A 1107-nucleotide genomic window follows, 5' to 3' on the forward strand; every position below is an offset into this window, starting at 1 on the left:
ACCTCGCCAAGGTCGGCCGTTACAAGATCAACAAGAAGCTGGGCGTCCAGGCCGACATCACCCAGGGCACGCTGACCGACGAGGACATCGTGTCCACCATCGAGTACATCGTCCGGCTGCACGCCGGTGAGGAGACGATGGGCCCGGAGGGCTCGGTGGTCGTCGAGACCGACGACATCGACCACTTCGGCAACCGCCGTCTGCGCAGCGTCGGCGAGCTGATCCAGAACCAGGTCCGCCTGGGCCTGGCCCGCATGGAGCGCGTCGTCCGCGAGCGCATGACGACGCAGGACGTCGAGGCGATCACGCCGCAGACCCTGATCAACATCCGCCCGGTCGTGGCGTCGATCAAGGAGTTCTTCGGCACCTCGCAGCTGTCGCAGTTCATGGACCAGACGAACCCGCTGGCCGGCCTGACGCACAAGCGGCGTCTGTCCGCCCTCGGCCCGGGTGGTCTGTCGCGTGAGCGGGCCGGCTTCGAGGTCCGCGACGTGCACCCCTCGCACTACGGCCGCATGTGCCCGATCGAGACGCCGGAAGGCCCGAACATCGGTCTGATCGGCTCGCTGTCCTCCTACGGGCGGGTCAACTCGTTCGGCTTCGTCGAGACCCCGTACCGCCGCGTCGTCGACGGCCGGGTCACCGACGAGATCGACTACCTGACCGCGGACGAGGAGGACCGGCACGTCGTGGCGCAGGCCAACACGGCTCTGAACGCCGACGGCACCTTCGCCGAGACCCGCGTGCTCGCCCGCCGCAAGGGCGGCGAGTTCGAGGCCGTCCACCCGTCCGAGGTCAACTACATGGACGTCTCGCCGCGCCAGATGGTGTCGGTCGCGACCGCCATGATCCCGTTCCTCGAGCACGACGACGCCAACCGGGCGCTCATGGGTTCGAACATGCAGCGTCAGTCGGTGCCTCTGCTGAAGAGCGAGGCCCCGCTGGTCGGCACGGGCATGGAGTACCGCGCCGCGACCGACGCCGGTGATGTCATCACGGCCGAGAAGGCCGGTGTGGTGGAGGAGGTCTCCGCCGACTACATCACGGTGATGAACGACGACGGCACGCGGACGACGTATCGGGTCGCGAAGTTCAAGCGGTCGAACC

At 67.9% G+C, this 1107-nt stretch carries 1 pseudogene; it reads left to right on the plus strand.

Going from position 1 to position 1107, the window contains the following annotated elements:
* Nucleotides 1-1107: pseudogene (locus HHX35_RS42340) on the plus strand (DNA-directed RNA polymerase subunit beta); the annotation flags it as partial.

It is taken from the genome of Microbispora sp. H10830 (assembly GCF_014161375.1).
Taxonomy (GTDB): domain Bacteria; phylum Actinomycetota; class Actinomycetes; order Streptosporangiales; family Streptosporangiaceae; genus Microbispora; species Microbispora catharanthi.